A 25,862-nucleotide genomic window follows, 5' to 3' on the forward strand; every position below is an offset into this window, starting at 1 on the left:
ACGCTGGCGATGCCCAACGGCGGCCTGCCGCAGGCGGCCTCGGCCGTGCCGCCCTCGAACGAGCAGATCCTGCGCGTCGAGGACCTCACGGTCTCCTTCGACGGCTTCAAGGCGGTCGACGGCCTGAGCCTCTCGGTCGAGCGCAACGAGCTGCGCGTGATCATCGGCCCGAACGGCGCGGGCAAGACCACGCTGCTCGACATGGTCTGCGGCAAGACCCGGCCCAGCGCGGGCCGGGTGCTGTTCAACGGCCAGGACCTGGGCCGCATGAACGAGCACGAGATCGTGCGTGCCGGCGTGGGCCGCAAGTTCCAGACGCCCTCGGTCTACGAGGACCTCACGGTGCTCGAGAACTTCGAGATCTCGCTGCCGCGCATGCACGGCCTGTGGCAGTCGCTGAGCTTCCGCCGCACCCGCGCGCTGCGCGAGCGCATCGAGGCGATGGCCACCGAGGTGTTCCTGGTCGAGCGGCTCGACCGCCGCGCGGGACAGCTGAGCCACGGCCAGAAGCAGTGGCTCGAGATCGGGATGCTGCTGATGCAGGAGCCCGAGCTGCTGCTGCTCGACGAGCCCGTGGCCGGCATGAGCCCGCGCGAGCGCGAGCAGACCGGCGACCTGCTGCGCCGCATCTCGGTGGGCAAGTCGGTGGTGGTGATCGAGCACGACATGGATTTCGTCAAGCGCATCGCGCACCGCGTGACCGTGCTGCACCAGGGCCGGCTGCTCAGCGAGGGCACGGCCGCCGAGGTGCAGGCCGACCCGCGCGTGATCGACGTCTACCTCGGCCATTGAAGGAGTCCAACGCATGCTCGAAGTCTCCGCACTCGATGTCGCCTACGGCGAGTCGCACGTGATCCACGATGTCTCGCTGCGCGTCGCGCCCGACGAGGCGGTCGCCGTCATGGGCCGCAACGGCATGGGCAAGACCACGCTGCTGAAGTCGCTGATCGGCCTCTTGCCCGCGCGCGGCGGCAGCATCCGCCTGAACGGCACCGAGCTCACCCGTCTGCCGAGCCACCAGCGCGTGGCGCACGGGCTGGCCTTCGTGCCGCAGGGGCGCATGGTGTTTCCGCACCTCACGGTGGAACAGAACATCCTCTCGGGCGCCGCGCGCTCGGGCCATCGCACGGTGCCCGACTACCTCTACCGCTTCTTCCCGGTGCTGCAGGACATGAAGCAGCGCAAGGCCGGCAACCTCTCGGGCGGCCAGCAGCAGATGCTGGCGATCGCGCGCGCGCTGATCTCCGAGCCCAAGGTGCTGATCCTCGACGAGCCCACCGAGGGCATCCAGCCTTCGATCATCAAGGAGATCGCGCAGACGCTGAACGTGCTGCGCGCCGAGCGCGGCTTCGCGATCGTGGTCTCGGAGCAGGTGCTGAGCTTCGCGCTCGCGCTGGCCGACCGCTTCCTCGTGATCGACCGCGGCCGCCTGGTGCACGACGAGGCGCGCGCCACGCTCGACCAGGACAAGGTCCGCTCTTTCCTCACTGTCTGAACCCCTTCCCTTCCCAACCACCCCTTCAGGAGCAGCGTCATGAGACATGGTGATATTTCGAGCAGCAACGATTGCGTCGGCGTCGCGGTCGTCAACTACAAGATGCCCCGCCTTCACACCAAGGCCGAGGTGCTCGACAACGCACGCAAGATCGGCGAGATGCTGGTCGGCATGAAGAAAGGCCTGCCGGGCATGGACCTGGTGATCTTTCCCGAATACTCCACGCACGGGATCATGTACGACGCCAAGGAGATGTACGACACCGCGGCCTCGGTGCCCGGCGAGGAGACCGCGATCTTCGCCGACGCCTGCCGGCGCGCCAACGTCTGGGGCGTGTTCTCGCTGACCGGCGAGCGCCACGAGGAGCATCCGAACAAGGCGCCCTACAACACGCTGATCCTCATGAACAACCAGGGCGAGATCGTCCAGAAGTACAGGAAGATCATGCCGTGGGTGCCGATCGAGGGCTGGTACCCGGGCGACTGCACCTACGTCAGCGAAGGCCCCAAGGGCATGAAGATGAGCCTGATCATCTGCGACGACGGCAACTACCCCGAGATCTGGCGCGACTGCGCGATGCGCGGCGCCGAGCTCATCATCCGCTGCCAGGGCTACATGTACCCGGCCAAGGAACAGCAGATCCTGGTGTCGAAGGCCATGGCCTTCATGAACAACACCTACGTGGCGGTGGCCAACGCCGCCGGCTTCGACGGCGTGTACTCGTACTTCGGCCACTCTGCGCTCATCGGCTTCGACGGCCGCACGCTCGGCGAATGCGGCGAGGAGGAGATGGGCATCAACTACGCCGAGCTCTCGATGAGCCTGATCCGCGACGCGCGGCGCAACGGCCAGTCGCAGAACCACCTGTTCAAGCTGGTGCACCGCGGCTACACCGGCACCATCAACTCGGGCGACGGCGACAAGGGCGTGGCGGCCTGCCCCTACAACTTCTACACCCAGTGGATCAACGACCCCGAGGGCACGCGTGAGAGGGTGGAGTCGTTCACGCGCAGCACCGTGGGCACGCCCGAGTGCCCGATCGAGGGGATTCCGAACGAGCCGGCCAAGCACCGCTGAAGCGCCGCCCCATGGATCACCAGATCTTCGAGCTCGGCGACGTCGTGCTGCAGCGGGGCGCCACCCTGCGCGGCGCGAAGCTCGCCTACAAGACCTACGGCACGCTGAATGCCGACAAGAGCAACGTCGTCGTCTACCCGACCTGGTACTCGGGCCAGCACCACGACAACGAGTGGCTGATCGGCGAGGGCATGGCGCTCGACCCGGCGAAGTACTTCATCATCGTGCCCAACATGCTGGGCAACGGCCTGTCGTCCTCGCCGAGCAACACGCCGCCGCCCTACGACCTGGCGCGCTTCCCGCACGTGACGCTCTACGACAACGTGAGGCTGCAGCACCGGCTGGTGACCGAGCAGTTCGGCATCGAGCGCATCGCGCTGGTGGTGGGCTGGTCGATGGGCGCGCAGCAGACCAACCAGTGGGGCTGCCTCTACCCCGAGATGGTCGAGCGCATCGCGCCCTTCTGCGGCTCGGCCAGGACGGCACCACACAACATCGTGTTCCTCGAGGGCGTGAAGGCGGCGCTCACCAGCGACGCGGCCTGGAACGGCGGCTGGTACACGACACCGCCGACGCGCGGGCTGCGCGCGGTGGGGCGGGTCTATGCGGGCTGGGGCCTGTCGCAGCCCTTCTACCGGCAGGAGCTGTGGCGCGAACTGGGCTTCAGCTCGCTCGAGGACTTCCTGGTCGGCTACTGGGAAGGCTTCTTCCTGAAGAAGGATGCGAACAACCTGCTCGCGATGCTGTGGTCGTGGCAGCACGGCGACATCAGCGCCAACCCGGTGTTCGGCGGCGACTTCAAGAAGGCGCTGGGCGCGATCCGCGCGCGCGCGATCGTGATGCCGGCCGAGCGCGACCTGTACTTTCCGGCCGCCGACAACGAATGGGAGGTGGCGCAGATGCCGAACGCCGAGTACCGGCCGATCCCGGGCGTGTGGGGCCACTTCGCGGGCGGCGGCAGCAGCCCGGTGGACACCCGCTTCATCGACGATGCCCTGCGGGAACTGCTCGCCACGCCATGAACGCACCCGTGCACGATCCGCTCGCGGCCTGGCGCATCGAGTCCGAGCCCTTCTACCGGCCCGCCGGCAACGAGGTGGCGCTGTATCGGCAGGCCTGGCGCCACCGCATGCCGCTGATCCTCAAGGGGCCGACCGGCTGCGGCAAGACGCGCTTCGTCGAGCACATGGCGTGGTCGCTGGGCCGGCCGCTGGTGACGCTGGCCTGCAACGAGGACATGACGGCCTCCGACCTGGTCGGGCGCTACCTGCTCGACGCCGACGGCACGGCCTGGCACGACGGGCCGCTGACGCTGGCGGTGCGCCATGGCGGCATCTGCTACCTCGACGAGGTGGTGGAGGCGCGGCAGGACACGACGGTGGTGATCCATCCGCTGACCGACGCGCGCCGCATCCTGCCGCTCGACAAGAAGGGCGAGCTGGTGCGCGCGCATCCCGACTTCCAGCTCGTGGTGTCGTACAACCCCGGCTACCAGAGCAGCGCCAAGGACCTCAAGCCCTCGACGCGCCAGCGCTTCGCGGCGCTGGAATTCGACTATCCCGATGGCGCGCTCGAGGCCGAGATCGTGGCGCACGAGGCCGGCATCGACACCGCGCTGGCCGCGAAGCTGGTGGCCGTCGCGCACTGCTCGCGCGAACTCAAGCACCGCGGGCTCGACGAGGGCGTGTCGACGCGCATGCTGATCTACGCGGGCGTGCTGATCCGCGACGGCGTGACGCCGCGCGAGAGCTGCGAGATGACGATGACGCGCGCGCTGACCGACGACCCCGACATGGCGAGCGCGCTGCAGGGCTTCGTCGAGGCCCAGTTCGGATGACGCGCGACACGGGCAGCTTCGCCGCGCTGGGGCTGCTCGCGCGCGGGCTGGCCGGCATGGCGCTCGAGGTGCAGCCGCTGGTGGCCGGCGCGAAGCCGGGCACGCGCGCGGTGCTCGCGGCCGGGCGGCTGCTGGTTCCCGAGCACAGCCCGCCGGCGCTGCGCCGCGCGATGGTCGCGCATGCGGTGGCGCACCTGCGGCATTCGACGCCCGCGCGGCGTGCGAACACGCTGCGGCCGATGGGCATCGCGCTGGTGTCGGCGATCGAGGACGCGCGCGTCGAGCGGCTGCTGGTGCGCGACTTCCCCGGCCTGCACCGCTGGTTCGCCGACGCGCTGCCGCCCGCGCCCGATCCGCTCGACCTGCGCTTCGAGGCGCTGCTGCTGCGCATGGACCGGCTGCTGCTGCGGCCCGAGCTGCAGGACGGCAGCCATTGGGTCGAGAAGGCGCGGCGGCTGTTCGAGGACACCGCGGCGCGCGCGGGCCTCGCGGACTACGAGGCCTTCCGCGCGATCGCCTCGATCCTGGCCAACGACCTGGGCCAGATGCGCGTGCGCTTCGAGCCCCAGGGCTACGCCGTGCCCGCGCCCTGGCGCGACGACAACAGCTGGCTCTGGGACTTCGGCGCCGATGCGACGCCGCCACCGCCCGACGAGGCGATCGCGCTGCAGCAGTCGGGCGCGCGCATGCCGCCGCCTTCCGAGGCGGGCGATGCGGCCGCCAGCGCGCCACCCGAGTTCGGCGACATGGAGCTGGGCCGCTACACCTATCCCGAATGGGACCGCCGCCTCGAACGCCTGCGCCCCGACTGGTGCACGGTGATCGAGAAGCTTCCCGGGTGGCAGGGCCTGCTGCCAAGCCAGGCGCAAGCGGCCCTGCGCGCCGAGAGCCTGCCGCCGCTGGCGCTGCCGCGCGCGCGCCACCTCGATCGCCGGCACCGGCTGCGGCGCCAGTGGGAGGGCGACGACATCGACCTCAATGCGGCGATCGAGGTGCTGGTCGACCGGCGTCAGCGGCTGCGTCCCGACGCGCGCCTGTTCATGCGCCCCGGCAAGGCACCGCGGCCGTCGAGCGTGCTGGTGCTGCTCGACCTGTCGGCCTCGGCCGAACGATGCGGGCCCGCACGGCCTGTCGCTGCTCGAGATCGAGAAGCAGGCCGCGCTGATGCTCGCCGCCGCGCGGCTGCGCGGCGCGGACCGGCTCGCGGTGCACGGCTTCTCGTCGAACACGCGTGCCGAGGTCTACTACTACCGGCTGCTCGAGTTCGGCCAGCCGCTCTCACCGCCGGCGCGCGCGACGATTGGCGCGGTGCGCGGCCGCTACTCGACGCGCATGGGCGCGGCACTGCGGCATGCGGCGGCGCTGCTCGCGGACGAGCCCGCGGGCCAGCACGCGATCCTGCTGGTGACCGACGGCGCGCCGGCCGACATCGACGTGCACGATCCGAAGTACCTCGTCGAGGATGCGCGCGAAGCGGTGGCCGAAGCGCGCGGCGCGGGCGTACGCACCGCCTGCATCGCGGTCGATGCCGCGGCCGACGCCTATGTGCGGCGCATCTTCGGTTGGCGCAACTATTGCATCGCCGACGATGCGCGCAGCCTGCCCGCGCGGCTCGCACGCATGAGCGCGCGGCTGGCCGCGGCCCACTGACGAAAGCATCGAACTGCGCTAGGGTGGAGCCCCGAACGAATCCCACACGAGACAGAAAAGACATGACGGCCCCTCACCCCTCACGGACGACCGCCCATGGCTGACAAGGATCCCATCCGCGTCGGCATCCTCTATTCGGAAACCGGCGTCACCTCGACCATCGGCCTGTCGCAGCTGCAGGGCGCGCTGCTCGGCATCGAGGAGATCAACGCGGCCGGCGGCATCGACGGCCGCGAGCTGGTCGCCGTGCGCCACGACCCGCAGTCGAACCCGGCGCGCTATGCGCAACTGGCCGAGAAGCTGATCGTGCAGGACCGGGTCAACGTGATCTTCGGCTGCTACATGTCGAGCAGCCGCAAGGCGGTGATCCCGGTGATCGAGAAGTGGAACAAGCTGCTGTTCTACCCGACGCTCTACGAGGGCTTCGAGTACTCGGGCAACGTGATCTACACGGGCGCGGCGCCGAACCAGAACAGCGTGCAGCTGGCGGAGTTCATGACGACGAACTTCGGCGCGCGGGGTCTACCTGATCGGCTCCGACTACATCTACCCCTACGAGTCGAACCGGATCATGGGCGAGCTGGTGATGCAGCGCCCCGGCAGCGAGAAGCTCGGCGAGCACTACGCGGCGCTCGACGCGACCGAGAAGGACTACCGGGCCATCATGGCCGACATCCGCGACAAGCAGCCCGACTTCATCTTCTCGACGGTGGTGGGCGACTCCACCGCGAGCCTGTACCGCGCCTATGCCGAGGCGGGCTTCGACCCGAAGCGCATGCCGATCGCGAGCCTCACGACCTCCGAGGCCGAGATCTCGCAGATGGGCCGCGGGGTGGCGACGGGGCACTTCACGGCGGCACCCTACTTCCAATCGATCGACTCGCCGGCCAACCAGCGCTGCCTGGCGCAGCTGCGCGCCCGCTTCGGCGACGGCTGCGTGCCCAACCTGTGCTGGGAAGCGGCCTACTTTCAGATGCACATCTACGCCAATGCCTTCGCGCAAGCGGGCAGCGACGGGATCGCGGAGATCCTGCCGCACATCCTGGGGGCCGAGTTCGATGCGCCGCAGGGACGGGTGAAGATCGACCCGTCGAACCACCACACCTGTCTCTATCCGCGCATCGGGCGCGTGGATGCGCAGGGGCAGTTCACCATCGTTCGGCAGGCTACGCGTGCTGTGTATCCCGATCCTTATTTGGTGACGCATTCGCTCGGGGATTGGACTGCGCGGCTCGATACGCTGGAGGTTTAGGCGGTGGTTGAACGCGCTTTCTACCGTTGTGGAGGGGCTCACGCCGACGGGGTACTCCCCTCCGCGAATGTCCCCCGGCCTGCGGCCTCCTCCTTTATTTCGCTGCGGGGAGTACCCCATCGACGTGAGCCTGGACGCGGCCGTAGAACCGCCTGCACAACGACTGCGCCCACGTGCACAGGGCAGTGGGTGCTTCCCGCAGCGAAATCAAGGAGGAGCCCGAAGGGCGGGGGACATTCGCGGAGGGAAGTACCCGCTGTCCTGTGCACGCGCCCCGAACAAAAGCCTCAAGACCAACAACAAGAGGCCTGAAAGTGGAAAGCCCCCCCAAGAGACACACCCTGCGCGTGACCCCACCGCAGCTCAAAGAACTGCGCCTGCTGAAGATCGCAGTCATCCACCCCGACGACAGCGACGGCCGACAGCTCACCCAGCAACTGCAGCGCATCGGCTGCCAGGTGCAGGCCTTCTGGCCGCCGGTGCAGGCGCTGCCCGAGGGCATCGACGTGGCCTTCATGGCCGTGCAGCCCGACTTCATCAACCTGCGCTTCGAGTGGACCAGAGCGAGGACGCGCCGGCCATCATCGCCGTCGTGACCTACGAGAACCCGACCATCGTCGAGGCCGTGCTCGAGATCGGCGCCAAGGCCGTGCTGCCCTCGCCGGTGCGCTCCTTCGGACTGTTGTCGGCGCTGGTGGTGGCGCGCGAGGCGCACAAGCAGAACCGCTCGCTCGCGCGGCGCCTGCGCAAGACCGAGGCCAAGCTGCTGGGCGTGCGGCAGCTCGCGGAGGCCAAGGCGATTCTCATGAAGACCCACGGCGTGTCGGAGGGCCAGGCCTACGACCTGATCCGCGAGCAGGCGATGAGCAAACGTACCACCATGGAAGAGATCGCGGCCGCCATCGTCAATGCCAACGAGATCCTCTCGCTCGGCGCGCGCAAGCCCGACGCGTCCTGAGACCGTTCAGGCCTGGCGGAACCCCGCCAGCACCTCGAGCACCCGCAGCGTGGCACCGTCGAGCAGCGCGCGCGGCCGGTGCGCGATGCACAGGCGGCGCGTGAGCTTCGGCACGATCGGCAGGATCTGCATGCGCTCGCCGAGCGCCGCATCGGTCGTCGGCTGCAGCGGCAGCAGCGCGGCGCCATAGCCGGCCGCCACCAGGCTGCGGATGGCCGCGTCGTAGTTGAGCTCGATGCGCGCGCGCGGCGCGAAGCCCGCGGCCGCGAACCACTCCATCGTGAGCCGATACATGTGGGTCGTCGCGTCGTTGAAGATCAGCGGCTGCCCGGCCAGCCAGGCCGGCGTGACGCGCTTTGGCGCCTTTGTGCGCTGCGGCACGAAGGCCATCATCGGCTGCGTGCGCCAGGGCGTGAACACCAGGTCGCGCAGCGGCGGCTGCGGCAGCGCCACCAGGCCGATGTCGAGCGCGCCCGCGGCCAGCCGCGCCAGCGCCTCGCCCGAGCCGAGGATCGCCACCTCGACGTCGATGCCCGCGTCCTGCGCGCCCAGCGCCTCGAGCACCTGCGGCAGCAGGTCGACCACCACCCCGGTCGACGTGCCCAGCCGCACGCGGCCGCTGCGGCCCTCGACCTGCCGCTTGACCGCGTCGAGCGCATCGTCGGTGTCGCGCAGCAGCTTGCGCCCGCGCTCCACCAGCGCCGCGCCGGCCGCCGTGGGCGTGATGCCGCGCGCGCCGCGCACCACCAGCCTGGCATCGAGCCGCGACTCGAGTTCGGAGACGTGCAGGCTGACCGTGGGCTGCGCCAGATGCAGTGCCTGCGCCGCGGCCGAGAAGCTGCCGAGGTCGGCGATCGCGATCAGGGTGCGCAGCTGGTCGAGGTTGAGGTGGCGCATGGATGTCGAATCAGGAAAGCTGATGAGAGGGCTCAGGAATCTCAACTTCCACAATAGCACGGCGACACGGAAGATGAGCGCACCGACACCCCGACCCCAGGAGCCCATCGTGAAGACCGCATCGTCCCCGAGCTTTCGCCAACGCCTTCTGCATGCCCTGCGCGGCTGGCGCCGGCACGCGGCGAATCGCCGCCGGGCCCATGCCGATGCGCGCCAGCTCGCCGGCATGAGCGAGCACGACCTGCGCGACCTCGGCGTCGGCCGCAGCGAGCTGCCGGGGCTGATGCAGCCCGCGCCCTCGCACTGCGAGCACGGCCGCCGCGCCAGCTGAAGGAAGCGCGCCCGGCCCTTGCCGCGGCCTCGATTTGAGGTCCAATGCGGGGCGTGCCAAGTCCCGCTTCCGCTTCTCCCCCGCTCGTCGTCGAGCTCACCTCCCCGCAGTCGGTCGACGGCCGGCGCGCGGCCTTCCAGTCGCTGTGGCTGCTGGTGCGCATGCGCCATGCGCACGACAGCCAGACCCCGATGGTGCGGCTGGCCGACCTGCGCGGCGAGGTGTCGGACGCGAGCACGCTGCGCATGGTCGTGAGCCGCGCCTTCCGCGACTTCAAGGCCTGGGGCATCGAGGTCGGCTGGGGCGAGGACAGCACGCGCGAGCCGCGCTTCCTCAACGCCGAGCGGCGCAGCCAGGGCCCGTTCTGGCTGCCGCCGGCCGAGGCGCGACGCGTGCGCTGCGAGGTCGAGGGGCGCGCTGCGAGCGCGGCCGAGATCGCCTCGTTCCTCGGCCTGCGCGCACGCACGGGCGCGCAGGCCGGTGCCTCGGCACCGCCCGAGGCGGTGCACCTGCAGGACGCGGCCTTCTGGAAGCAGCTCGTGGCCGCGCAGCGGGCCGCGCGCCAGGGCCGGCTGATGACGCCGGTGGCCGCCGGTGCTGGCGACGGCGCGGGCCAGCCGAGCGCGCTCGAATCGATACGGCTCGCGGGCACGCTCGCGGCCAGCGGCTTCCAGCGCGCGCTGGTCACGCTCAACGAGGCCATGCTGTGGCGCCGCCTCGGCGACAACGAACAGGCGCGCCGACAGCTCGAGGTGCTCAAGAAGCAGCGCCTCGCGCACCACGTGGCGGGCAACGACTACCTCGGCGCGATGGAATGCATCGTCTCGGCCTGGTGCGCCTACACCGCGCGCGACCTGCCGCTGGCGCAGTCGCTGCTCGGCGGCATGGCCGACGACCCGGCGCGCAGCGTGGTGCTGCGCCACCATCCCGACGTGCGCTTCGAATGGTGCAACCTGTGGGCGCTCGGTTGCCGCTCGCGCGCGCTGGCGCTCGCGACCGAGGATGCGCCGGCGGCCAGCCTGCTCGCCGAGGAATCGCTGCGCCGCTTCGGCGACGCGCTGACCGCGGCCTTCGAGTCGCACTCCTTCGATGCCGCCCAGCACGTGGCGGCCAACCTCGGCATGGCGGTGTGGCTGTTCGACCGCGTGGGCCTCGCGCTGCCCGCGCTCCCCTCGGCGCCGGCGGGCGGCGCGAAGCGGCGCGGCGATGCTGCGGCCGCCACCGACACCACGCGCCATGCCGTGCAGTGGATCGCCTTCAGCGAATGGCTGTGCGGCCAGGCCGACGGCCAGGGCCGCTCGGCCTGGAACGCGATCTACCTGATGCGCATCGCGCGCGGCCATTGCGGCGCCGAGCCCCGGCCCACGCTCGCGCAGTTCCGCGCCCAGGCGCCGCTCGACCCGGCCGCGATCTCCACGCTGGCCGGTCCGCTCGCCGATGCCTTCGACGCCACGCACTGGCCCGCGCGCTGGGTCGAGGTGGCGCAGGCGCGGCTGGCCGACCACCAGGCCGGCCGCCGCCGCTACCCGGGCCTGCAGCATTGCAGCCTGCTGTTCGAGCATGCGTGGTACGCGGCCCATGCGGGCGACCTGAAGGCGGCCGAACGCTCGCTGGTCACGCTGCGCGAGGCGCTGCCGCAGTTGGTGCCCAGCGACCGCGCCTACTTCGCCGAGTCGTGGAACGACGGCCTGCCGGCCGAGCTGGTGCTCGAGGCGAAGCCGCCGCGGAGACCGGCGGCGCGGCCGAGGAGGAAGACATAGCCGCCCTGAAAAACGCGGGCGAACACACCACCCAACCGTTCACGCTGAGCTTGTCGAAGCGCTGCGCGAGGCTTCGACAAGCTCAGCCCGAACGGTTGGAGAAATCTCGAACGGTTGGAGAAATCTCAGCCGCGCGCCGCGATGCAGTCGATCTCGATGTCGAACGGCCCGAACCAGGCCGGCACGCAGACGAAGATGCGCGCGGGCGGCGAGTCGGGAAAGTAGCGCGCATAGACCGCGTTGACCGCGGCGAACTTCTCCACCGAGGTGCAGTACACGTTGCACTTGAGCGCATTCGCGAGCGACGATCCCGCGGTCTCCAGGCACAGCTTCAGCTGCTTGAGCACCAGCTCGGCCTGCCGCTCGACCGAGGCGCCGACCGCCACCTGCCCGGTCTCGGGATCGAAGGGCGGCAGGCCCGAGACGTAGACGGTGTCGCCGTGGCGCGTGACGATGGAGGCCGGTGCCTTCCAGCGATCGAGCCAGGTGGAGAGCGGTTCGACACGGAGGACTTCGCGCGCGGGCATGGGAGTGCTTTCCTGTTGCGGTGGATGACGATGACCGCGATGGTGTGGTTTTCGTCCCCCGCATGCTTCGTCCCGCGACGAAGCGTTCAGCCGTCCGTACCCGCTCCCCTGCCCAGCGCCAGCCGCACGCGCTCGCGCAGCACCGGCAGCACCTCGCTCTCGAACCACGGATGGCGCTGCTGCCAGCCGGTGTTGCGCGGCGAGGGATGCGGCAGCGGGACGACGCGCGGCGCGAATTCCGCGAAGGCGCGCACGGTCTCGGTCACGCCGTCGCGCGCGCGGCTGCCGAGGTGGCGGCGCTGCGCGTACTGGCCGATCAGCAACGTGAGCTCGACGCGCGGCATCTGCGCCAGCAGCCGCTCGTGCCACAGCGGCGCGCACTCCTTGCGCGGCGGCAGGTCGCCGCTGGTGCCGCGGCCCGGGTAGCAGAAGCCCATGGGCACGAGCGCGATGCGCGAGGCGTCGTAGAACAGCTCGCGCTCCACGCCGAGCCAGCGCCGCAGTTGGTCGCCGCTGCGGTCGTCCCAGGGCACGCCCGTGCGGTGCACCGTCAGGCTCGGCGCCTGGCCGACGATCAGGAGCCGCGCATCCGCGCCGGCCTGCACCACCGGGCGCGGGCCCAGCGGCAGCTGCGCCTCGCAGACGCGGCAGGCGCGGATCTCGGCGAGCAGCGGCTGCACGCGCCTCAGCGGCCGAAAGGCTTGAAGAAGGCGTTGAGCTCGGCCCCGGGCGCGGCGTCGGCGAAGCCGTCGAAGCGGCCCTCGTCGGCCAGCGTGCGCGCGGCGCGGATGAAGCCGCCCCAGGCCGCGCGCGCCATACCGCCACCCACGCTGACGCGGCGCACGCCGAGCGCCTCGATGTCCTTCATCGTGAGTTCGCTGGTCGCGCCGACCAGCAGGTTCACCGGCTTGGGCGCGACCGCCGCGACCACGGCCGCGATCTGCTCGCGCGTCTTGATGCCGGGCGCGTAGAGGCAGTCGGCGCCGGCTTCGGCATAGGCCTTGAGGCGCGCGATCGCGTCGTCGAGGTCGGGCCGGCCGGCGAAGAAGTTCTCGGCGCGGCCGATCAGCAGCGTGTCGCCGCCCGCCGCATCGATGGCGCCGCGCGCGGCACGCATGCGCTCGACCGCGACCTCGATGGGGAACAGCGGCGCGTCGGGGTTACCGGTCGAGTCCTCGATCGACAGGCCGGCCACGCCGGTCTCGACCGCGAGCCGCACGCTCTCGGCCACGGCCCGCGGATCGGCGCCGAAGCCGTTCTCGAAATCGGCATTGACCGGCAGCGAGGTGGCCGCCACCAGTTCGCGCAGGTGCGCGAGCACCGCGTCGCGCGCGATGGCGCCATCGGCCTGGCCGTGCGACCAGGCGAAGCCCGAGCTGGTGGTGGCGAGCGCCTTGTAGCCCAGGCCTTCGAGGTAGCGCGCGCTGCCGGTGTCCCAGGGGTTGGGGATGACGAAGCAGCCCTGGGCATGCAGCGCGCGGAAGGCCGCGCGTTTCTCGGCGACGGTGGGGTTCGTGGGGGTCATGGGAATCTCTTCCTTCTTTCGATGAAATTCGATGCAGGAGCGAAGGGCGCGAAGCCGTTCAGGATAAGCCAGCGCCCGGCTGCGGCGCGCCGGGCGGATGGGCCAGCAGGTGGTCGATGAAGGCGCGCACCGCCGGCAGCATGCCGCGGCGCGAGGCGAACGCCGCCTGGATCTCGCTCGCGGTGCAGGCCCAGTCGGGAAACAGGCGCACCAGGCGGCCCTCGCGCAACTCGTCGCGGCACAGGATCTCGGGCAGCAGCGCCACGCCCAGGCCCTGCAGCGCCACGTGCCGGAGCGCGAACATGTCGTCGGCGACCAGGCGCGGCACGAAGCCCAGTTCGTGCACCTGTTTGCCGCGCTCCAGCCGCCACAGGTGGCGCTCGCCGGTGTCGGGCAGCGAGAGCATCGGCCACGCGGCCAGGTCGTCGAGGCTCGCGGGCGTGCCGAGGCGCTCGAGCAGCGCCGGGCTCGCGAGCAGCACGTCGACCGTGCGGCCCAGCGGCCGCGCGACCAGGCTCGAGTCCTCGAACGGCGGGCGCCGCACGCGCAGCACCACGTCGACGTTCTCCTGCAGCGGATCGACGCGCCGGTGGCTGACCTCGAGTGAGAGCCGCACCTCGGGAAAGGCGCGCATGAAATCGGGGATCAGCGGCGTGAGCCAGAACTGCGCGAGCGTGAAGGGCGCGCTCACGCGCAGCGGCCCCTGCGGCCGCGCGACCGCCTGGCGCACCACGTCGAAGGCCTCCTCGCCCGCGGCCACCGTGGCCTGGCAGCGCTCGTAGAACTGCTCGCCGACATGGGTCAGCAGCAGCCGGCGCGAGCTGCGCTGCAACAGCCGCACGCCCAGCCGTTCCTCGAGCTGCGCGACGCGGCGGCTCAGGCGCGACTTGGGAATGCCCAGGTGCCGGCTCGCGGCGCTGAAGCCCTGCTGCTGCACCACGTGCGCGAACAGCGCGAGGTCGTTGAAGTCGTCCATGTCTCCTGTTCCGCTGGCAGAACGATCCGTTCTTTTTCGGCGGATTGTTGTCTTTTCGTTCCATCAGCATCATCGATCGCTTCCTATCGGTCAATGTCCACGCCCATGAAAATCGCCAGCTTCCATCACCGCGGTGCCCTTCGCTTCGGCGTGGTCCGAAACGACGACGTGCTCGACGCCAGCGCGCTGCCCGGGGCGCCGGCCGGCGTGCGCGAACTGCTGGCGCGCGGCGACGAGGGCCTGGCCTGGCTGCGCGGAGCCATCGAGACGGCACCGCGCCTGCCGCTGGCCGATGTGAAGCTCGCGGCGCCGGTGCCCGCGCCGCGCAAGTTCCTCGGCCTCGGCGGCAACTACGCCTCGCACCTCGAGGAGGCCGCGAAGCTCGGCCTCGTGCGGCCGCCGGGACAGGTGTGGTTCAACAAGCAGGTGTCGTGCGTGGCCGGCCCCTTCGACGAGGTGCACCGGCCGCGCGTGTCGGCGCAGTTCGACTACGAGGGCGAGCTCGGCGTGGTCATCGGCCGGCGCTGCCGCCATGTGCGCGCCGAGGAGGCGATGGCCATGGTCGCGGGCTACGTGGTGGTCAACGACATGAGCGTGCGCGACTGGCAACTGCGCGCGCCCACGCACACCTTGGGCAAGTCCTTCGACACCCACGGCCCCTTCGGCCCCTGGCTGGTGACGCGCGACGAGATTCCCGACCCGCATGCGCTGCGGCTGCGCACCTGGGTCAACGGCGAGCTGCGCCAGGACGGCAACACGGCCCAGATGATCCATCGCATCGAGGCCATGCTGGTCGAACTGAGCACCGCCTTCACGCTCGAGCCCGGCGACGTGCTGAGCACCGGCAGCCCCGCGGGCGTCGGCGGCCTGATGGACCCGCCGCGCTATCTGGTGGCGGGCGACGTGGTGCGCGTGGAGATCGAGGGCATCGGCCACATCGAGAACCGCGTGGTGGAAGAACCCCTGGAGACCGCCCGATGAACGACCCCCAACGCGCCCTGCCCGACCTCGCCTCCGCCGCACTGCGGCCCGTGAAGCTCGCCCACGTGGTGCTGCGCGTGGCCGAGCTCGCGCGTTCGCGCGCCTGGTACCTCGCGGTGCTGCAGGCGCGCGTGGCCTTCGAGAACGAGATGCTGTGCTTCCTGAGCTACGACGACGAGCACCACCGCATCGGCCTGATCGCGCGCCCCGACCTGGGCCGCGAGGCCGATGCGAACACCGGGCTCGAGCACATCGCCTTCACCTACGGCTCGCTGGCCGCGCTGCTCGCCAACCACCGGCGGCTGGCCGCGCTCGGCATCGTGCCCTACTGGTGCATCAACCACGGGCCGACGATCTCGATGTACTACCGCGACCCCGACGGCCATCGGCTCGAGCTGCAGCACGACGTGTTCGCGACCGCCGCCGAGGTCGACGCCTTCTTTGCCGGCGGTGCCTATGCCGAGAACTTCATGGGCGTGGTGTTCGACCCCGTGGACCTGGCCGCGCGCTTCGAGGCCGGCGAGCCGCTGGCTTCGCTGACCGCGCGGCCCGGCCTGCCAGCAGGCAAGGGGCCGTGGGACATGTTCGTGCCCTGACAAGGTGTGGGGCGGGCTCAGCACTCCACCACGTTGACCGCGAGCCCGCCGAGCGAGGTCTCCTTGTAGGTCGACTTCATGTCCTCGCCGGTCTGCTTCATGGTGCGGATCACGGCATCGAGCGAGACGTAGTGGCTGCCGTCGCCGCGCAACGCCATGCGCGCCGCGTTGATCGCCTTCACCGCGCCCATCGCATTGCGTTCCACGCAGGGGATCTGCACCATGCCGCCGACCGGGTCGCAGGTCAGGCCGAGGTTGTGCTCCATGCCGATCTCGGCCGCGTTCTCGACCTGCGCCGGCGTGCCGCCGAGCACCGCGGCCAGCGCGCCGGCCGCCATCGAGCAGGCCACGCCGACCTCGCCCTGGCAGCCGACCTCGGCGCCCGAGATCGAGGCGTTGGTCTTGTAGAGCATGCCGATCGCCGCGGCCGTGAGCAGGAAGTCGACGATGCCCGCGTCGCTCGCGCTCGGCACGAAGCGCTGGTAGTAGTGCATCACGGCCGGCACCACGCCGGCCGCGCCGTTGGTGGGCGCGGTCACCACGCGACCGCCGGCCGCGTTCTCCTCGTTCACGGCCATCGCGAAGGCATTGACCCAGTCCATGGCCGCGAGCGGATCGGCCGCGCCGGCCTGCGCCAGCAGCTCGCGGTGCAGCTCGCCCGCGCGCCGGCGCATGCGCAGCGGGCCGGGCAGCGATTGCGCGGCCAGCGGGTTGTCGATGCCGAAGCCGCGCTGCACGCACTGCTGCATCACGCCCCAGATGCGCAGCAGGCCCGCGCGCACCTCGGCCTCGGGACGCCAGGCGCATTCGTTGCGCAGCACCAGCGCGGCCACCGAGAGGCCGTTCGCCGCGCATTGCGCCATCAGCTCGTCGCCGGTCGAGAACGGATGCGGCACCGCCACCGCCGCGGTCTGCGCCACGGCCTGGCCGCCCTCGACGACGAAGCCGCCGCCGACCGAGAAATAGCGGCCCTCGGCGAGCACCGCATCGTCGGCCGCGAAGGCCGTGAAGCGCATCGCGTTGGGATGCTCGGGCAGCGATTCCTCGCCGCGAAACACGATGTCGCGCACGCGGTCGAAGGCGATCGGCGTGGTGCCCAGCAGCATCAGCGTGCCGCCGCGGCGCAGCGCCTCGAGCCGCGGCTGCACGGTCTCGGGCCGCACCGTGTCGGGCGCGTCGCCGAACAGGCCGAGGATCACGCCCTGGTCGGTCGCATGGCCATGGCCGGTGGCGCCGAGCGAGCCGAACAGGTCGACGCGCAATCGCGCGACGCGCTCGAGCAGGCCCCGCTGCTCGAGCGAGCGCGCGAACAGCAGCGCCGCGCGCATCGGGCCCACGGTGTGCGAGCTCGAGGGCCCGATGCCGATCTTGAAGATGTCGAAGGCGGACAGCATCAGCGCATCATGCGGCCGGAAGCTGCTGCTTGACCAGTGCCACCCAGTAGGCCGCGCCCAGCGGCAGGATGTTGTCGTTGAAGTCGTAGTAGGGGTTGTGCACGTTCGGATCGTTCGGGCCTTCGCCCGCGCCGATGCCGATGTAGGCGCCCGGACGCTTCTGCAGCATGAAGGCGAAGTCCTCCGAGCCCATGGCCGGCGGGATGTCGGTCAGCACCTGTTCGCGCTCGACCAGGCTGGCGGCCGCGGCGATCGCCGCATCGGTCTCGGCCGGCGTGTTGACCACGCCCGGATAGCCGCGGCGGTAGTCGAGCGCCACCTTCGCGCCGTGGGTGGCGGCCACGCCCTCGCAGATCTGCTGCATCGCGGCCTGGGTCTTGTCCTGGATCGCGGCATCGAGCGTGCGCACGGTGCCGCGCAGCACCACGGTCTCGGGGATCACGTTCCAGGTGTCGCCGCCATGGATCTGCGTGACGCTGACCACGGCCGAGTCGGTGGCGCCGGTGCGGCGGCTCACGATGGTCTGCAGCGCATTGATGAGCTGCGCCGAGACCACCACCGAGTCGATACCGGTCTCGGGCATGGCGCCGTGGCTGCCCTTGCCGGTGACCACGATCTCGAAGGTGTCGAGGTAGGCGGTCATGGTGCCCTTGCGGATCGCGAAGCGGCCGCGCGGCAGGCTCGGGAAGTTGTGCATGCCGTAGACGGCATCGGCGGGAAACCGGTCGAACAGGCCTTCCTCGACCATCACGCGGCCGCCGCCCTCGTTTTCCTCGGCCGGCTGGAACACGAAGTGCACCGTGCCCTTGAAGGGCTTGTGGCGCGACAGGTGCTCGGCCGCGCCCAGCAGCATCGCGGTGTGGCCGTCGTGGCCGCAGGCGTGCATCTTGCCCACGCACTTGGAGGCATGGGCCTGCGTGCCCAGCTCCTGCATGTTGAGCGCATCGAGGTCGGCGCGCAGCGCGATGCTCGGGCCCTCGCCATTCGAAAGCGTGCCGACCACGCCGGTGCCGGCCAGGCCGCGGTGCACCGGCAGGCCCATCAGCATCAGCGCGTTGGCGACCACGTTGGCGGTGCGGTGCTCCTCGAACGCGGTCTCGGGATTGGCGTGGATGTCGCGGCGCCAGGCCTGCATGCGCGCGCGGGTGTCTTCGGCGATTTCGGGGTCGCGGTACATGGTGGGGTTCTCTCGTGGGGTCAGTGGAAGAATTCGGCAATCAGCGTGGCGCCGAGGAAGGTGCCGGCCGTGGCGGTCAGCGACACCACCACGATGCGCCAGCCGAGCTGGCGGAACACCGGCAGGTCCTTCGCGACCGAGAAGCCGGCCAGCGGCAGCACCGGCGTGGTGAAGGCCAGGAAGTTGAGCTTGGCGGTGAGCGCGATCAACGCGTCGGAGAACGGCAGCAGGCCCGGGATGCCCACCACCGTGGCCACCACCGACAGCACCAGCACCATCGGCAGGCGCGGCACCAGGCGCTTGAGGCCCTCGACCGCCAGCGCGATCGCCACCACGGCCAGCATGCCCTCGAGCGAGACCAGCGGCGGCACCTTGTAGGTCAGCGAATTGCCGATCAGCACGCCACCGCCCACCACGGCCCAGGCGATCAGCGTGTCGCGCAGCGGCAGCGCGCCGCCGTGCGCCACGCTGACCTGCGACATGGCGGCGGTGCCCGCATCGGGCGCGCCGCGCTTCGAGAAGCGGCCCAGCACCGGCTCGAGCTTGCCGTAGAGCCAGGAGCACAGCGGCAGCGAGAGGAACAGCGTGAAGTAGAAGCCCGCGACCGTGGTCAGCAGGTTCGAGGCGGCGGCGATGGCCGTGAGCTGCGGCAGCATCTCGGCCGGCTGCTGCGCGGCGATGGCGCCCAGCGCGGCCGCCATCAGGCTGCCCGAGCCCACGCCGGCGCCCATGGCCAGCGAGCGCGGATCGAAGACGTGCAGGCTGGCGATGAAGCCCGCCAGCACCGCGATGAACAGCGCGCCCAGCACGGTGCCGGTGATGTATTCGGCCAGCACGCCGCGGCCCTCGGGCGAGGCCATGCCGTACTTCTCGCCGATGATCACCAGGTTGCCTTCGCGCCCCACCGAGAAGGTGGCGCCCACGGCCTCGCGCTTGATGCCCAGCAGCAGCGCCAGCGGCAGGCCCAGCGCCAGGGTGCCGAGCGCATGGCCGAACTCCTGGAACAGCAGCGCCCAGCCGGCCTGCTTGACCTGCGGCAGCGCGGCGCCGACCGTGAGGCCCAGCTTCACCACGAACAGCAGCAGGCCCGCGTTGAGCAGGCCGCCCGCGAAGGACTGCTCGGCGGTGGCGACGCGCGCCACGCCCGGCACGCGGCGGTGCGCGATGCCCCAGACCGCGGCGATCAGCAGCGCCCACAGCATCGGCAGCAGCGCCACCTTGCCGGGGCCGACGCTGAACTGCACCGGGCCGACCAGCTCGGCCGCGGCCACGATGGCCAGCGTGACGACCGCGAGCTTGAGTTTTCCGGAAGCGCCGGAGGGCGCGGCCGTGACGGGAACGGAGGCGGCGGAGGTCATGGGTGGGGCGTCGGTCTGGAGCCGTGGGTGAAGCCTTTGCTGGCGGATGGCGGCGAGTTTCTCCATGTAGGCCTATTGCATCAATGACCGCAAATCGGGATATTCGATGCATTGAATGCAACACTCAGGAGACCGGGCATGGACGACAGGCTCGACACGCGCCGCGTGCGCTACTTCATGCAGGTGCTCGACAGCGGCTCGGTGCGCGGCGCGGCCGACGTGCTCGACATGGACCCTTCGGCCGTCAGCCGCGCGATCGGCATCCTCGAGCAGGAGTGCGGCGTGCCGCTGCTCGAGCGCCATGGCCGCGGCGTGGTGCCCACCGACGCAGGCGAGATGCTGGCCGGCTACGTGCGCCGCCAGAACAGCCAGAAGCAGCACCTGATGGCGCAGATGGACAGCATCCGCAAGATCGAGCGCGGCCACATCGACATCGTGGTGGGCGAGGGCTACGTCGACTGGCTGATGCGCCACAGCCTGCGCGAGTTCATGACCACGCACCCGGGGATCACCATCGACCTCGACGTGGCCAGCACCGACGAGATCGTGCGCCGCGTGGTCGAGGAGCGCGCCCACATCGGCATGCTGTTCCAGCCGCCGCGCGACGAGCGGCTGACCTCGCACCAGTCGCATCCGCAGCCGATCCAGGCGCTGGTGCTGCGCTCGCACCCGCTCGCGCAGCTGGGCCGCCCGCTCAAGCTCGCCGACCTGCTGCCCTACCCGGGCGCCACCCTGCACCGCAACTTCGGCGTGCGCCAGCACATCGAGGCCGCCGAGATCAGCGAGGGCGTGCGGCTGCCCTCGCTGCTGACCACCACCTCGTTCGGCGCGCTCGGCCATTTCGTCTCGGCCGGGCTGGGCTACACGCTGGGCACGCGGATCTCGCTGACGCCGAATTCCGACCATCCCGAGCTGATCGAGCTGCCGATGAAGAACCCGCTGCTGTCGCAGGGCCGCTCGCACATCGTGTCGCGCCACGGGCGCCTGCTGTCGCCGGCCGCGGCCGAGCTGCTGCGCTGCGTGGTGCGCGACATGAAGCGCTACGCGGACACCGGGCCGGCCAAGGCGCCCAAAACGCGCCAGCCGGCGCCGCGCACGCGCGCGGCCGCCGCTTGAGGAAGGCGCGGGGAGATCGTTGCGCGCGGCGGGCATCGGTGGTCTGATCGCCCCCCATGTCCTACCTGCTCCCGCTCTTCGTCCACCTGCTGTGCGCCGCCTTCTGGGTCGGCGGCATGGCCCTCATGCACTTCGCGGTGCGCCCGGCCGCCGTCGCCACGCTCGAGCCGCCGCTGCGCCTGCGCATGATGGCCGCGACGCTGCGGCGCTTCTTCGTCGGTGTCGATGCCTCGGTCACGCTGCTGTTCGTGACGGGCGTGGCGATGATCCTGGCCACGGGCGGCTTCCGCGGCGTGCACTGGCGCGTCGAGGCGATGATGGGCCTCGCGATCGTGATGGCCGCGATCTACGTCTACATCCGCGCCTCGGTGTTCCGCGCGATGCGGCGCGCGGTCGACGACGGCGCCTGGCCGGTGGCCGCCGGACGGCTCGACCTGGTGCGCAAGCTCGTGAGCCTGAACCTGGTGCTGGGCGTGGCGGTGTTCGCGGTGGCGGTGCTGGGGCGCGGCTAGGCCGCTGCTGGCCCCTTGAGCTCGACGCCGTTGCCGTCGGGATCGCGCAGATAGATCGAGGGCCCCGTGCCCTCGGCCCCGTAATTGTTCTGCACCTCGCCGTCGACCTCGACGCCATGGCGCGCCATGCGCTCGCGGATCGCGGCCTCGTCGAAGGGCTCGATGCGCAGGCACAGGTGGTCGAGGTTGCGGCCCTCGCGGCCGGCCAGCGCGCCGCCCGCGCGACCGAGCTTGCCCTCGTGCGTGACGAGGTCGATCAGGCTCTCGCCCGCGCGCAGGTGCACCAGGCCGAGGTCGTCGCGCCGCTTGTCGACCGTGCAGCCGAGCACGCCCACATAGAAGGCGATGGCGCGCTCGGCATCGCGCACGCGCAGCACGATGTGATCGATGCGCCGCAGCGCGAACGGCGCGGCATCGGAAGGATCATCGTGCGGGCGGGTCATGCCCGCCAGTGTGTCAGACCACGCCCGAGGCGCGCAATGCCTCGAAACGCGCCGCGTCGATGCCCATCTCGGCGAGCACCTCGCGCGTGTGCTGGCCCAGCGCGGGCGGCGCGCGGCGCAGCACCGGCGGCGTGGCCGACAGGCGCAGCGGGCTCGCCACGCCGGTGATGGCCGTGATGCCGTCGCCCGCGTCGCGCGGCAGCGTGACCGCGAGGCCGCGCGCCTTGACCTGCGCATCGTCGAAGGCCTGCGCGATGTCGTTGATCGGGCCGCAGGGCACGGCCTTGTCCTCGAGCAGCGCGACCCAGTCGGCCGTGGTGCGCGTGCGCGTGAGTTCTTCCATCATCGGGATCAGCACGCCGCGGTGTTTCACGCGCAGGGTGTTGCTCGCGAAGCGCGCATCGTTGGCCCAGCCGGGCTGGCCCGCGGCCTCGCAGAAGCGCGCGAACTGGCCGTTGTTGCCGATCGCCAGCAGCATCGCGCCGTCCAGCGTCGGGAAGTCCTGGTAGGGCGCGAGGCTCGGATGGGTGTTGCCCTGGCGCGCCGGCGCCTTGCCGGTGTTGAGGAAGGCGCTGGCCTGGTTGGCGAGGATCGCCATGCCCACGTCGAGCAGCGCCATGTCGATGTGCTGGCCTTCGCCGGTGCGGTGCCGCACCTGCAGCGCGGCGAGGATCGCGGTGCTCGCGTAGACGCCGGTGAAGATGTCGGTGAGCGCGACGCCCACGCGCAGCGGGCCGCCGCCGGGCTCGCCGTCGGGGCGGCCGGTGATGCTCATCATGCCGGTCATGGCCTGGATCATCAGGTCGTAGCCCGCGCGCTCGGCATAGGGGCCGTCGTTGCCGAAGCCGGTGACGCTGCAGTAGATGAGCCGCGGGTTGGCGCGGCGCAGCGTCTCCTGGTCGAGGCCGTACTGCTTGAGGCCGCCGGTCTTGAAGTTCTCGACCACCACGTCGGCCTGCGCCGCCATCTGCCTGAGCAGCGCCTGGCCGTCGGGCGTGGCCATGTCGATAGTGACCGAGCGCTTGTTGCGGTTGCAGGCGGTGAAGTAGCTGGCCTGGTCGCTGTCGTTGCCGTTCGCGTCCTTCACGAAGGGCGGGCCCCAGGTGCGGGTGTCGTCGCCGACGCCGGGACGCTCGATCTTGACGACATCGGCGCCCAGGTCCGCGAGGATCTGCGTGCACCACGGGCCCGCGAGCACGCGGGACAGATCGAGAACCTTGATGCCGTCGAGGGCTGCTTGGGTCATGGCGATGCGGTTGGAATTCGGGCTGCCCGGACGCGAAGAACGCGAAGGTTCCGCGAAGGGCGCAAAAGATTCATTTCAAGGAAGATGGACTTCCCTTCGCGTCCTCTGCGTCCGGAAGTCCGTGTCTGGCTTCAGTTCGCGAACGCGGCGATGCCCGTGATCGCGCGACCGAGGATCAGCGCATGGATGTCGTGCGTGCCTTCGTAGGTGTTCACGACCTCGAGGTTCACGAGGTGGCGCGCCACGCCGAATTCGTCGCTGATGCCGTTGCCGCCCATCATGTCGCGCGCCAGGCGGGCGATGTCGAGGGCCTTGCCGCAGTTGTTGCGCTTCATGATCGAGGTGATCTCGACCGCGGCCGTGCCTTCGTCCTTCATGCGGCCCAGGCGCAGGCTGCCCAGCAGGCCCAGCGAGATCTCGGTCTGCATGTCGGCCAGCTTCTTCTGGATCAGCTGGTTGGCGGCCAGCGGGCGGCCGAACTGCTTGCGGTCCAGCGTGTACTGGCGCGCGCGGTGCCAGCAGTCCTCGGCGGCGCCGAGCGCGCCCCACGAGATGCCGTAGCGGGCGCTGTTGAGGCAGGTGAACGGACCCTTGAGGCCCTGCACCTCGGGGAAGGCGTTCTCTTCGGGGCAGAACACGTTGTCCATCACGATCTCGCCGGTGATGCTGGCGCGCAGGCCGACCTTGCCGTGGATCGCCGGGGCGCTCAGGCCCTTCATGCCCTTCTCGAGCACGAAGCCGCGGATCGGGCCGACGGCGCCGCTCTCGCTGACTTCCTTGGCCCAGACCACGAACACGTCGGCGATCGGCGAGTTGCTGATCCACATCTTGCTGCCGGTGAGCGCGTAGCCGCCCGGCACCTTCTTGGCGCGCGTGGCCATGCTGCCGGGGTCGGAGCCGTGGTCGGGCTCGGTCAGGCCGAAGCAGCCGATCCATTCGCCGGTGGCGAGCTTGGGCAGGAACTTCTGCTTCTGGCCTTCGGTGCCGAATTCGAAGATCGGCACCATCACCAGCGAGCTCTGCACGCTGGCCATCGAGCGGTAGCCCGAATCGACGCGCTCGACCTCGCGCGCGATCAGGCCGTAGGCCACGTAGTTGAGGCCGGGGCCGCCGTACTGCTCGGGGATCGTCGGGCCCAGCAGGCCCAGCGAACCCATCTCGCGGAAGATCGCCGGGTCGGTCTCGCCAGTGCGGAAGCCCTCGAGCACGCGCGGTGCCAGGCGCTCCTGGCAGTAGGCATTGGCCGCGTCGCGGATCATGCGCTCGTCGTCGGTGAGCTGCTGGTCGAGCAGGAAGGGGTCGTCCCAGTGGAAGGAAGCTTTGGCGGCCATGCGGCTGTCTCCGGAAAAGGGGAAAGAGGGGGATCGGGCGATCCTAGCGAGGCATGGGGCGCGGCGCAAACGATGAATCCTCACCCAGATATGCGAATCCAGAATGTCTTGGGCCTTGCCGGACCCGTGCTTTCATTGATGAAAGCCCTGCGTCAGTCATACACTCGCGGCATACATGCGCCGCAAGATCCCGCCCCTGCAGACCCTCGTGTGCTTCGACGCGGCCGCGCGCCACGAGAGCTACACGCGCGCCGCGCAGGAACTCGCGCTCACCCAGAGCGCGGTGTCGCGCCAGATCGGCACGCTCGAGGCCTTCCTCGGCGTGGCGCTGTTCCGCCGCACGCGCCACGGTGTGGCGCTGACCGCGAGCGGCGCGGCCTATGCGCGGCAGACCGCCAAGCGGCTCGAGGCGATGGAGCGCGACACGCTCGATGCGATGGCGCACCAGGGCGAGGGTGGCTCGCTGTCGCTGGCGGCCGTGCCCACCTTCGCCACCCGCTGGCTGATGCCGCGGCTCAAGGGCTTCGCGGCGCTGCAGCCCGACGTGGTGGTGCACATCGAGACGCGCACCCGGCCCTTCCTGTTCGCCGACGCGGAGTTCGACGCCGCGCTCTACGCGGGCACGGTGGCGCAGGTGCAGAACTGGGCCGGCACGCACGCGCTGCCGCTGATGCAGGAGGACGTGGTGCCGGTCTGCAGCCCCGCGCTGCTGCCGCGCGGCAAGCCGGTCTCGCCCACGGCCATCGCGCACATGCCGCTGCTGCAGCAGAGCACGCGACCCGATGGCTGGCGCCAGTGGTTCGATGCGCAGCAGGTCGACGCGCCGAACGCGCGCGGCGGCCCGCGCTACGAGCTGTTCTCGATCCTGGCCGCGGCCGCCTCGCAGGGCCTGGGCGTGGCGCTGATGCCGACCATGCTGGTGGCCGACGAACTCGCGCGCGGTGAGCTGGTGGTGGCCTGCCCGCGGCCGCTCGCGGGCGAGCGCGCCTACTACCTCGTGACACCCGAGCGCGCGGACCAGCGGCCGCTGCTGAAGTTCTTCAGCGACTGGCTGCTCGGACAGGCCCGCCGGGGTTGAAGACGATGCCGCGCTGCGGCTCGCGACGCAGCCGCGGCTGTCGGTGCTCGAGGCCGTGGTGTCGGTCGGCTTCCGTTCGGGCGAGGCCTTCTCGCGCGCCCTCCGTGCGCGCTTCGGCAGCGCGCCCAGCAGCTGGCGGGCGGGCGCTACGCGGCGCTGCGCTTCCGCGGCCTGCCGGCCGAGATCAACACGGCCTGGACGCGCCTCTTGCGCGACTGGCTGCCGGGCAGCGGCTTCCAGTTCGACAACCGGCCGGCCTTCGAGCACTACGCGGCGAGCTACGCCTACGACGACAACACGCACGCCTTCGAGTGCGACATCTGCATTCCGATCGCGCCGCTGTGA

Annotated in this window: 25 protein-coding genes and 2 pseudogenes; 16 read left to right on the forward strand and 11 right to left on the reverse strand. The window is 70.7% G+C overall.

The features are described 5' to 3' along the window. The first annotated feature begins 9 nt into the window (after window positions 1-9). From urtD to ACHMXE_RS42840, 8 genes and pseudogenes are all read left to right on the forward strand, one after another. Complete coding sequence (gene urtD / locus ACHMXE_RS42805) at window positions 10-792, forward strand: urea ABC transporter ATP-binding protein UrtD (protein ID WP_281081428.1); 783 nt, start codon at window positions 10-12, stop codon at window positions 790-792. 13 nt (window positions 793-805) lie between these two features. Then, the gene (gene urtE, locus ACHMXE_RS42810; protein ID WP_209540344.1) at window positions 806-1,495 is read left to right on the forward strand and encodes an urea ABC transporter ATP-binding subunit UrtE; all 690 of its coding nucleotides are present in this window, start codon (window positions 806-808) and stop codon (window positions 1,493-1,495) included. A gap of 39 nt (window positions 1,496-1,534) precedes the next feature. Further along, window positions 1,535-2,572 carry an aliphatic amidase gene (locus tag ACHMXE_RS42815; RefSeq protein WP_208511019.1) on the forward strand — a complete coding sequence of 346 codons (1,038 nt, stop codon included), beginning with the start codon at window positions 1,535-1,537 and terminating at the stop codon, window positions 2,570-2,572. An 11-nt stretch (window positions 2,573-2,583) separates the two neighbouring features. Beyond that, complete coding sequence (locus ACHMXE_RS42820; RefSeq protein ID WP_208511018.1) at window positions 2,584-3,594, forward strand: alpha/beta fold hydrolase; 1,011 nt, start codon at window positions 2,584-2,586, stop codon at window positions 3,592-3,594. Next, complete coding sequence (locus ACHMXE_RS42825; RefSeq protein ID WP_093343794.1) at window positions 3,591-4,409, forward strand: CbbQ/NirQ/NorQ/GpvN family protein; 819 nt, start codon at window positions 3,591-3,593, stop codon at window positions 4,407-4,409. Before ACHMXE_RS42820 ends, ACHMXE_RS42825 begins: the two co-directional genes overlap by 4 nt. A 1,164-nt stretch (window positions 4,410-5,573) precedes the next feature. Further along, complete coding sequence (locus tag ACHMXE_RS42830; RefSeq protein WP_395349462.1) at window positions 5,574-6,059, forward strand: VWA domain-containing protein; 486 nt, start codon at window positions 5,574-5,576, stop codon at window positions 6,057-6,059. A 96-nt stretch (window positions 6,060-6,155) separates the two neighbouring features. Then, window positions 6,156-7,311, forward strand: a pseudogene (locus tag ACHMXE_RS42835) (ABC transporter substrate-binding protein). A 314-nt stretch (window positions 7,312-7,625) separates the two neighbouring features. Further along, window positions 7,626-8,269, forward strand: a pseudogene (locus ACHMXE_RS42840) (ANTAR domain-containing response regulator). Between the two features lie 6 nt (window positions 8,270-8,275). Here ACHMXE_RS42840 and ACHMXE_RS42845 read toward each other — a convergent pair. Then, on the reverse strand, window positions 8,276-9,166 hold the full coding sequence (locus ACHMXE_RS42845; RefSeq protein WP_395349463.1) for a LysR family transcriptional regulator: 891 nt from the start codon (window positions 9,164-9,166) through the stop codon (window positions 8,276-8,278). A gap of 109 nt (window positions 9,167-9,275) precedes the next feature. Between ACHMXE_RS42845 and ACHMXE_RS42850 the strand changes: the two genes are divergently transcribed. Further along, complete coding sequence (locus ACHMXE_RS42850) at window positions 9,276-9,497, forward strand: DUF1127 domain-containing protein (RefSeq protein WP_395349465.1); 222 nt, start codon at window positions 9,276-9,278, stop codon at window positions 9,495-9,497. Between the two features lie 53 nt (window positions 9,498-9,550). Continuing rightward, window positions 9,551-11,257: a hypothetical protein gene (locus ACHMXE_RS42855; RefSeq protein WP_395349466.1), complete on the forward strand. Its 1,707-nt coding sequence runs from the start codon at window positions 9,551-9,553 to the stop codon at window positions 11,255-11,257. A gap of 125 nt (window positions 11,258-11,382) precedes the next feature. Here the strand turns inward: ACHMXE_RS42855 and ACHMXE_RS42860 are convergent, their stop codons facing one another. The 4 genes from ACHMXE_RS42860 to ACHMXE_RS42875 form a co-directional block, all read right to left on the reverse strand. After that, window positions 11,383-11,784 carry a RidA family protein gene (locus ACHMXE_RS42860; RefSeq protein ID WP_395349467.1) on the reverse strand — a complete coding sequence of 134 codons (402 nt, stop codon included), beginning with the start codon at window positions 11,782-11,784 and terminating at the stop codon, window positions 11,383-11,385. Window positions 11,785-11,870: 86 nt separating this feature from the next. Next, the gene (locus ACHMXE_RS42865) at window positions 11,871-12,464 is read right to left on the reverse strand and encodes a uracil-DNA glycosylase family protein (protein ID WP_395349468.1); all 594 of its coding nucleotides are present in this window, start codon (window positions 12,462-12,464) and stop codon (window positions 11,871-11,873) included. Between the two features lie 5 nt (window positions 12,465-12,469). Beyond that, the gene (locus ACHMXE_RS42870) at window positions 12,470-13,309 is read right to left on the reverse strand and encodes an oxaloacetate decarboxylase (RefSeq protein ID WP_395349469.1); all 840 of its coding nucleotides are present in this window, start codon (window positions 13,307-13,309) and stop codon (window positions 12,470-12,472) included. Window positions 13,310-13,367: 58 nt separating this feature from the next. After that, on the reverse strand, window positions 13,368-14,285 hold the full coding sequence (locus ACHMXE_RS42875; RefSeq protein ID WP_395349470.1) for a LysR substrate-binding domain-containing protein: 918 nt from the start codon (window positions 14,283-14,285) through the stop codon (window positions 13,368-13,370). Window positions 14,286-14,390: 105 nt separating this feature from the next. On the opposite strand from ACHMXE_RS42875, the gene ACHMXE_RS42880 reads away from it, so the two are divergent. Then, a complete protein-coding gene (locus tag ACHMXE_RS42880; protein WP_395349471.1) occupies window positions 14,391-15,266 on the forward strand; it encodes a fumarylacetoacetate hydrolase family protein in 876 nt (291 codons plus the stop codon). Further along, window positions 15,263-15,862, forward strand: a complete 600-nt coding sequence (locus tag ACHMXE_RS42885; RefSeq protein WP_395349472.1) for a VOC family protein — start codon at window positions 15,263-15,265, stop codon at window positions 15,860-15,862. Before ACHMXE_RS42880 ends, ACHMXE_RS42885 begins: the two co-directional genes overlap by 4 nt. A 17-nt stretch (window positions 15,863-15,879) precedes the next feature. On the opposite strand, the gene ACHMXE_RS42890 is transcribed toward ACHMXE_RS42885, so the two are convergent. Genes ACHMXE_RS42890 through ACHMXE_RS42900 form a run of 3 tightly spaced genes read right to left on the reverse strand, consistent with a single transcriptional unit; the run spans window position 15,880 to window position 19,791 of the window. Then, window positions 15,880-17,259 (reverse strand): L-serine ammonia-lyase, encoded by a 1,380-nt coding sequence (locus ACHMXE_RS42890; RefSeq protein WP_395353039.1) that lies wholly within the window; start codon window positions 17,257-17,259, stop codon window positions 15,880-15,882. A 4-nt stretch (window positions 17,260-17,263) separates the two neighbouring features. Then, window positions 17,264-18,433, reverse strand: a complete 1,170-nt coding sequence (locus ACHMXE_RS42895; protein WP_395349473.1) for a M20 aminoacylase family protein — start codon at window positions 18,431-18,433, stop codon at window positions 17,264-17,266. A gap of 20 nt (window positions 18,434-18,453) precedes the next feature. After that, window positions 18,454-19,791, reverse strand: coding sequence for a DUF3100 domain-containing protein (locus ACHMXE_RS42900; RefSeq protein WP_395349474.1), 1,338 nt, complete (start codon window positions 19,789-19,791; stop codon window positions 18,454-18,456). 138 nt (window positions 19,792-19,929) lie between these two features. Between ACHMXE_RS42900 and ACHMXE_RS42905 the strand changes: the two genes are divergently transcribed. Together ACHMXE_RS42905 and ACHMXE_RS42910 are read left to right on the forward strand one after the other, a co-directional pair. Continuing rightward, window positions 19,930-20,907, forward strand: coding sequence for a LysR family transcriptional regulator (locus tag ACHMXE_RS42905; RefSeq protein ID WP_395349475.1), 978 nt, complete (start codon window positions 19,930-19,932; stop codon window positions 20,905-20,907). A gap of 56 nt (window positions 20,908-20,963) precedes the next feature. Next, a complete protein-coding gene (locus ACHMXE_RS42910; RefSeq protein WP_093343774.1) occupies window positions 20,964-21,419 on the forward strand; it encodes a CopD family protein in 456 nt (151 codons plus the stop codon). Here the strand turns inward: ACHMXE_RS42910 and ACHMXE_RS42915 are convergent. From ACHMXE_RS42915 to ACHMXE_RS42925, 3 genes are all read right to left on the reverse strand, one after another. Beyond that, the gene (locus ACHMXE_RS42915) at window positions 21,416-21,862 is read right to left on the reverse strand and encodes a VOC family protein (protein WP_395349476.1); all 447 of its coding nucleotides are present in this window, start codon (window positions 21,860-21,862) and stop codon (window positions 21,416-21,418) included. The two genes, ACHMXE_RS42910 and ACHMXE_RS42915, sit on opposite strands and share 4 nt — an antisense overlap. A 13-nt stretch (window positions 21,863-21,875) precedes the next feature. Continuing rightward, window positions 21,876-23,108, reverse strand: coding sequence for a CaiB/BaiF CoA transferase family protein (locus tag ACHMXE_RS42920; RefSeq protein WP_395349477.1), 1,233 nt, complete (start codon window positions 23,106-23,108; stop codon window positions 21,876-21,878). A 131-nt stretch (window positions 23,109-23,239) separates the two neighbouring features. After that, the gene (locus ACHMXE_RS42925) at window positions 23,240-24,439 is read right to left on the reverse strand and encodes an acyl-CoA dehydrogenase (RefSeq protein ID WP_057592354.1); all 1,200 of its coding nucleotides are present in this window, start codon (window positions 24,437-24,439) and stop codon (window positions 23,240-23,242) included. A 175-nt stretch (window positions 24,440-24,614) separates the two neighbouring features. Here ACHMXE_RS42925 and ACHMXE_RS42930 point away from each other — a divergent pair, with 175 nt between their 5' ends. Both ACHMXE_RS42930 and ACHMXE_RS42935 read left to right on the forward strand, forming a co-directional pair. Beyond that, on the forward strand, window positions 24,615-25,517 hold the full coding sequence (locus tag ACHMXE_RS42930; RefSeq protein WP_395349478.1) for a LysR substrate-binding domain-containing protein: 903 nt from the start codon (window positions 24,615-24,617) through the stop codon (window positions 25,515-25,517). A 132-nt stretch (window positions 25,518-25,649) separates the two neighbouring features. Next, on the forward strand, window positions 25,650-25,862 hold the full coding sequence (locus ACHMXE_RS42935; protein WP_395353041.1) for a GyrI-like domain-containing protein: 213 nt from the start codon (window positions 25,650-25,652) through the stop codon (window positions 25,860-25,862).

Origin of the sequence: Variovorax sp. UC122_21 (genome assembly GCF_044056785.1) — a bacterium.
Classification (GTDB): Bacteria; Pseudomonadota; Gammaproteobacteria; order Burkholderiales; family Burkholderiaceae_C; genus Variovorax.

Coding starts and splice junctions, on each gene's coding strand:
- ACHMXE_RS42815 (WP_208511019.1), top strand. CDS start 1,535: ATGAGACATGGTGATATTTCGAGCAGCAACGATTGCGTCGGCGTCGCG.
- urtE (WP_209540344.1), top strand. CDS start 806: ATGCTCGAAGTCTCCGCACTCGATGTCGCCTACGGCGAGTCGCACGTG.
- ACHMXE_RS42870 (WP_395349469.1), bottom strand. CDS start 13,309: ATGACCCCCACGAACCCCACCGTCGCCGAGAAACGCGCGGCCTTCCGC.
- ACHMXE_RS42860 (WP_395349467.1), bottom strand. CDS start 11,784: ATGCCCGCGCGCGAAGTCCTCCGTGTCGAACCGCTCTCCACCTGGCTC.
- ACHMXE_RS42820 (WP_208511018.1), top strand. CDS start 2,584: ATGGATCACCAGATCTTCGAGCTCGGCGACGTCGTGCTGCAGCGGGGC.
- ACHMXE_RS42895 (WP_395349473.1), bottom strand. CDS start 18,433: ATGTACCGCGACCCCGAAATCGCCGAAGACACCCGCGCGCGCATGCAG.
- urtD (WP_281081428.1), top strand. CDS start 10: ATGCCCAACGGCGGCCTGCCGCAGGCGGCCTCGGCCGTGCCGCCCTCG.
- ACHMXE_RS42885 (WP_395349472.1), top strand. CDS start 15,263: ATGAACGACCCCCAACGCGCCCTGCCCGACCTCGCCTCCGCCGCACTG.
- ACHMXE_RS42915 (WP_395349476.1), bottom strand. CDS start 21,862: ATGACCCGCCCGCACGATGATCCTTCCGATGCCGCGCCGTTCGCGCTG.
- ACHMXE_RS42830 (WP_395349462.1), top strand. CDS start 5,574: ATGCTCGCCGCCGCGCGGCTGCGCGGCGCGGACCGGCTCGCGGTGCAC.
- ACHMXE_RS42925 (WP_057592354.1), bottom strand. CDS start 24,439: ATGGCCGCCAAAGCTTCCTTCCACTGGGACGACCCCTTCCTGCTCGAC.
- ACHMXE_RS42930 (WP_395349478.1), top strand. CDS start 24,615: ATGCGCCGCAAGATCCCGCCCCTGCAGACCCTCGTGTGCTTCGACGCG.
- ACHMXE_RS42920 (WP_395349477.1), bottom strand. CDS start 23,108: ATGACCCAAGCAGCCCTCGACGGCATCAAGGTTCTCGATCTGTCCCGC.
- ACHMXE_RS42900 (WP_395349474.1), bottom strand. CDS start 19,791: ATGACCTCCGCCGCCTCCGTTCCCGTCACGGCCGCGCCCTCCGGCGCT.
- ACHMXE_RS42825 (WP_093343794.1), top strand. CDS start 3,591: ATGAACGCACCCGTGCACGATCCGCTCGCGGCCTGGCGCATCGAGTCC.
- ACHMXE_RS42875 (WP_395349470.1), bottom strand. CDS start 14,285: ATGGACGACTTCAACGACCTCGCGCTGTTCGCGCACGTGGTGCAGCAG.
- ACHMXE_RS42910 (WP_093343774.1), top strand. CDS start 20,964: ATGTCCTACCTGCTCCCGCTCTTCGTCCACCTGCTGTGCGCCGCCTTC.
- ACHMXE_RS42880 (WP_395349471.1), top strand. CDS start 14,391: ATGAAAATCGCCAGCTTCCATCACCGCGGTGCCCTTCGCTTCGGCGTG.
- ACHMXE_RS42845 (WP_395349463.1), bottom strand. CDS start 9,166: ATGCGCCACCTCAACCTCGACCAGCTGCGCACCCTGATCGCGATCGCC.
- ACHMXE_RS42905 (WP_395349475.1), top strand. CDS start 19,930: ATGGACGACAGGCTCGACACGCGCCGCGTGCGCTACTTCATGCAGGTG.